Annotated in this window: 7 protein-coding genes; all 7 read right to left on the bottom strand. The window is 71.1% G+C overall.

From position 1 onward, the window contains the following. Positions 1-479: hypothetical protein (locus AB4Y86_RS11740; RefSeq protein ID WP_441402404.1), on the bottom strand; the 479-nt coding region annotated here is incomplete at its 3' end. After that, on the bottom strand, positions 479-1,237 hold the full coding sequence (gene dapB, locus AB4Y86_RS11745) for a 4-hydroxy-tetrahydrodipicolinate reductase (protein WP_441402405.1): 759 nt from the start codon (positions 1,235-1,237) through the stop codon (positions 479-481). The genes AB4Y86_RS11740 and dapB, both read right to left, overlap by 1 nt. 120 nt (positions 1,238-1,357) lie before the next feature. Beyond that, entirely contained in the window at positions 1,358-1,825 is a 468-nt protein-coding gene (locus AB4Y86_RS11750; protein ID WP_441402406.1) for a molybdenum cofactor biosynthesis protein MoaE, read from the bottom strand. Further along, complete coding sequence (locus tag AB4Y86_RS11755; protein ID WP_441402410.1) at positions 1,815-2,327, bottom strand: MogA/MoaB family molybdenum cofactor biosynthesis protein; 513 nt, start codon at positions 2,325-2,327, stop codon at positions 1,815-1,817. The genes AB4Y86_RS11750 and AB4Y86_RS11755 overlap by 11 nt, the downstream gene beginning before the upstream one ends. A gap of 11 nt (positions 2,328-2,338) precedes the next feature. Next, positions 2,339-2,845 carry a cyclic pyranopterin monophosphate synthase MoaC gene (gene moaC / locus AB4Y86_RS11760; protein ID WP_441402407.1) on the bottom strand — a complete coding sequence of 169 codons (507 nt, stop codon included), beginning with the start codon at positions 2,843-2,845 and terminating at the stop codon, positions 2,339-2,341. Continuing rightward, positions 2,833-4,050: a molybdopterin molybdotransferase MoeA gene (locus AB4Y86_RS11765; RefSeq protein WP_441402408.1), complete on the bottom strand. Its 1,218-nt coding sequence runs from the start codon at positions 4,048-4,050 to the stop codon at positions 2,833-2,835. Before AB4Y86_RS11765 ends, moaC begins: the two co-directional genes overlap by 13 nt. 26 nt (positions 4,051-4,076) lie before the next feature. Then, positions 4,077-5,102: molybdopterin-dependent oxidoreductase (locus tag AB4Y86_RS11770; protein ID WP_441402409.1), on the bottom strand; the 1,026-nt coding region annotated here is incomplete at its 5' end.

The raw sequence follows: 5,102 nt of genomic DNA on the forward strand, positions 1-5,102 counted from the left end.
GTGATGGGCGGAGCGGCGCGGAAGAGGCGGACGGCGTCGCGCATGGACGCCCGGGCGCGCTTGCGGTCGCCGGCGGCGTCGTAGGCGCAGCTGAGCCGGAACCAGGAGCGCCAGTCCCCGGGTTCGGCTTCGGCTTCTTCCCGGTACTTCTCGAATTCCAGGTCCGCGGCTTCCCGGATGATCCGGCCGGCGGGGGTGCGGGGCAGGGTGTCTTCCGGCAGTCCGCCCTCCGCCTCCAGGATCTTCGCCATCCGTTCGGTCCGGGCGCCGAAGAGCAGCTCACGCACCAGCGCCCAAGCCCCGACCACCGGCAACGCCAGGTACGCGAGTCCAAGGCCCTTCGCGATCAGGTTGGCATCGGAGAGCAGCAGCACCGAGCGCTGCAGGGACACGACCAGGTAGAACACCAGCAGGAGCGTCACGGCCCCCACCCAGATCTTGGTGCGGTTGGCCTTAAACCCGGTCACGACGTTGCCCATCAGAGGCCCAGATCCAGGTAGCCGTCCAGGCCTACGGTAAGCCCCGGGTTCGCCGCGACGTTGCGCACGCCCAGCAGCACGCCGGGCATGAAGGAAGCCCGGTCGAAGGAATCGTGGCGGAAGGTCAGCTGCTCCCCGGGTCCGCCCAGCAGGACCTCCTGGTGCGCCACGAGGCCGCGCAGGCGGACGCTGTGGACGCGGACGCCGTCGACCTCGCAGCCGCGTGCCCCCGGGCGTTCGCTGGTGGTGGCATCCGGGCTGGCCGCGACGCCGGCCTCGGTGCGCTCCGCGGCGATCAGCTGGGCGGTGCGCACGGCGGTGCCGGAGGGCGCATCCACCTTGTCCGGGTGGTGGAGCTCAATGATTTCTACCGATTCGAAGTACCGGGACGCCTTCGCGGCGAAGGCGGACGCGAGGACGGAGCCGAGGGCGAAATTCGGGGCGATCAGGACACCGACGCCGGGCCGGGCCGCGAGGAGCGCCTCAAGCCGTGCGAGGCGGTCCGGGTCCCAGCCGGTGGTGCCGACGACGGCGTGGATGCCGTGTTCGACGGCGAACGCGACGTTCGCTTCGGTGCTTTCGGGGACAGTCAGGTCCACCACGATGCGGGCGCCGGAGTCCAGCAGGGCGTCCAGGGAATCGTTGCGGCCCAGGGCCGCGACGAGCTTGAGGTCTTCGGCGGCGTCGACGGCCTTGACGGCCTCGGCGCCCATGCGCCCGTTGGCGCCCAGAACGGCGACGGCGAGTTGTTCGGTCATGCCATCAACCCTACCGCCGCGGCACGCCCCGGCTGGAACCGGGACCTGGCGTTACCCGCCGGTGCCGGCTCCCGTTACCCGCCGGTGCCGGCTCCCGTTACCCGCCCGTGCCGACCGGTTTTAGCCGCCCGCGCCGACCCACTCGACGGTGCCGTCGGCGAAGAACTGTTCCTTCCAGACCGGAACCTGGTCCTTGATCCGATCCACGAGCTCGGAGCACACCGCGAAGGCCTGCCCGCGGTGCGCGGCCGAGACTGCGCAGACCAGGGCCGGGTCGCCGATCTCCAGCATGCCGATCCGGTGGGCGGCCCAGATCCGCACCGGCTGGGCCGGCCCGTCCGCGGCGGCGGGCGCCTGCTCGGTGATCAGCTGCCCGACGACGTCGGCCATCACCTGGTGCGCCGTCGGATGCGCGGTGTAGCTGAGCCGGAGTACCGGCTTGCCGCCGTCGTGGTTGCGGACGACGCCGCTGAAGCTCACCACCGCCCCGGCCGTGTCCGACTCGACGGCGGCGATCGCCTGGTCCACCGAGATGGGCTCGGCGCTAAGCACGGCGCGCACGATTTCAAAGCCGGATTCAGTGTCCATGGTTACCTTCAAGCTGGTCGCACAGGTGGCCGATGATTGGGTCTAGCACGCTTAGGCCGTCCATGACGCCCTTCGGGGAGCCGGGGAGGTTGATGATGAAGGTGCTGCCGGCGGCGCCGGCGTGCCCGCGGCTGAGCATGGCCATCGGCGTCTTGGCTGTGCCGGCGCTCCGCAGGCCTTCCATGATGCCGGGAATCTCCCGGTCAAGGAGCGGCAGCGTCTGTTCGGGCGTGGCGTCGGTGGGGCTGAGCCCGGTGCCGCCGCTGGTGATAATGACGGCCGGGTGCTGGGTGAGCAGCGCGCGCAGGGCCCCGCCGACGGGCTCGCCGTCGGGCACCACCATCGCGGGGAAGGGCTCGAAGCCGTGTTCGGTCAGCCAGTCGGCGATGACGGGGCCGGTGAGGTCTTCGTAGATGCCGGCGGCGGCCCGGGTGGAGGCGATCACGATGCCGGCCCTTCGGCCGGTGGCCTCGCCGTGGCGGTGTGGTTCGGGCTGGTTCATTCCTGGAAGGGTCACAGTGTCCAGTCCCCGCTCTTTCCGCCGCTCTTGGCCAGCACCTTAATGTCCGTCAGTACCGCGCGCTTGTCCACGGCCTTGATCATGTCGTACACGCTGAGGGCCGCGACCGAAGCCGCGGTGAGGGCTTCCATCTCCACCCCGGTCACGCCCCGGGTCTTGACCGTGGCGAACACCGTGACCGAGTCGTCACCGAGTTCGAAGTCGACGGTGACTTTCGTGATCGGCAGCGGGTGGCACAGCGGGATGAGGTCAGCGGTTTTCTTGGCGGCCAGGATCCCGGCGACCCGGGCAACGGCCAGCGCATCGCCCTTGGGCAGTTCACCGGCGCCGAGCAGTGCCAGGACTTCGGCCGTGCTGTTGACGGTGGCGGTGGCGGTGGCCTCGCGCGTGGTTTCGGCCTTGTTGGACACGTCGACCATCTGGGCGGTGCCGTCCTGCCGGAGGTGGGTCAGTACCGGTTTGTCCGGTGAGTTGTTCTCTGCTGCGTTCACAGCATCCATACTTCCACCTCGTCGCCGGCGGCGAGCGCTGCGGTTCCCGCCGGGATATGCACCAGGGCGTTGGCCCGGGCCAGGGCGTGCACCAGGTGGGAGCCGGCGCCGCCCTCGAGCCGGACGGTGCCGTCCGGGCTGAGCGTTCCGCGCCGGACCTGGTGCTTATTCTCCGGGGAGGACACGGCTTCGGCCAGCCGGGCACGGACCGTTGTGCGGGGCGCGGGCGAGCCGAACAGATCGGCGAGTACGGGCCGGAGGAACATTTCGAAGGAGACGAGGCAGCTGACCGGGTTCCCCGGGAAACCGAGGACGGGCACGCCGTCGAGGCTTCCGATGCCCTGCGGGCCGCCCGGCTGCATGGCCACGGCACCGAATTCGACGTCGTGCCCCGCCAGCGCCTGCCGGACCACCTCGTAGGCGCCCTTGCTGACTCCTCCGGTGGTGACGATCAGGTCCACGTCGGGCGCATGGGCCCGCAGGAGAAGCTCAAGTTCCGCGGGGTCGTCGGCGGAGATGCCGGTCCGCGTCACCTGGAGTCCGGCCTGGCGCAGCGCGGAGTCGAGCAGGGTGCCGTTGGCGTCGTAGATCTTGCCGGGCTGCAGCGGCCTGCCCGGCTCCACCACCTCGTCGCCGGTCGTCACCAGCAGAACCCGGGGCTGGACGTGCACCGGGACCTCGGTCAGGCCCAGCGCTGCCAGCAGGCCCAGCTGTCCCGGGCCCAAGAAGGACCCGGCGGCGAGCGCAGGCTCCCCGGCGGCGATGTCGCTGCCGGCGTCGCGGACGAAGTTCCCTGCCGGGGCTGCGGGCAGGCGCACCGTGGCAGCCGCCCCGGGTGGGGGGAAGGAATCGGGAACTGCCTGTTCGATGGGGACGACGGCGTCGGCGCCGGCGGGGATCATGGCGCCGGTCATGATGGGTGCGGCGCTGCCAAAGGCCAGCGCGGCGGGCTCGGCGCCGGCCGGGACCGGGGCGGTGACACGCAGTTCGGCCCCGCCCACGGGGATGTCGGCGCTGCGGATCGCGAAGCCGTCCATCTGCGAGTTGGCAAAGGGGGGCAGGTCCAACGGGGCCGTGACGTCGGCGGCCAGCCCGCGACCCAGCGCCTCCCGAAGCGGCACGATCTCGACGCGGGCGGCCAAGGGTGACAGCAGCCGCCGTACCTTGTCCCGGTGCGCTTGCACGGTGGCGGGCCTGTGCGCGGTGCGGTGCATACGTTCGTGACCTTTGGCTCGGCGGACTAGGACTTCACGTCCACTGTAACCGTGTGGTAGCCGGTGGCCCCGTCGGGTGCCGGCGGTGCGCTCTCCTCCACCTGCGGGACGCCGGCCAGGTCGGTGGCCCGAACCTGCACCTCATACTGTCCCGGGCCCAGCGGCAGGGCGATTTTCCATTGGCACCAGGTGTCGGTGGAGATTGAGGGCGCCAGGTCGGCCTGCTTCCAGTCGCCGCGGTTTACCCGCACCTCCACCTGGCCGATGCCGCGGTGCTGGGACCACGCGACGCCGCCCACGGCCACCGTCCCGGCGCTCACGCTCCGCCCGCCCCGGGGCACGTCGATCCGCGACGACGTCTTGATCGGTCCGCGCTCGCTCCAGCCGCGCGGGGTCCAGTAGGCGACGTCGTCCGCGAACCGCGTCACCTTCAGTTCGGTGACCCACTTGGTCGCCGAGACGTAGCCGTAAAGCCCGGGGACGATGAGCCGGACCGGGAAGCCGTGCTCCAGCGGCAGCGGCTCCCCGTTCATCCCCACCACCAGCAGCGCGTCCCGGGTGTCCGTGAGCACCTCCAGCGGGGTTCCCGCGGTCCAGCCGTCGACGCTGCGGGAGAGCACCATATCTGCGCCCGGCCTGGGGCCTGCCTGGGCCAGCAGTTCCCGGACCGGCCAGCCGAGCCAGCGCGCGTTGCCGATCAGGTCCCCGCCCACCTCGTTGGAGACGCAGGCGATCGTGATGTGCCGCTCGGTCATGGGCTTGGCCAGCAGGGTGTCGAAGTCCAGTTCGATCTCGCGGTCCACCAGGCCGGTGACTTTTAGCTTCCACTCGCGCGGGTCCACCAGCGGGACACGCAGTGCGGTGTCGATCCGGTAGAAGTCCTTGTTCGGAGTCACCAAGGGCGACAGCCCGGCCAGGCCGAGCTCTGCCCCGGCGGGGACCGCTGCGGCTCCTGACGCCGGGACGGGCAGCTGAAGTTTGGTGCGCAGCCCGGCGACGGTGTCGGCCGCACCGCGCAGGGTGGACGCCACCAGGCCGCCCAAGGCGAGGAC

Source organism: Arthrobacter sp. 2YAF22_2, assembly GCF_052114645.1.
Taxonomy (GTDB): Bacteria; Actinomycetota; Actinomycetes; order Actinomycetales; family Micrococcaceae; genus Arthrobacter.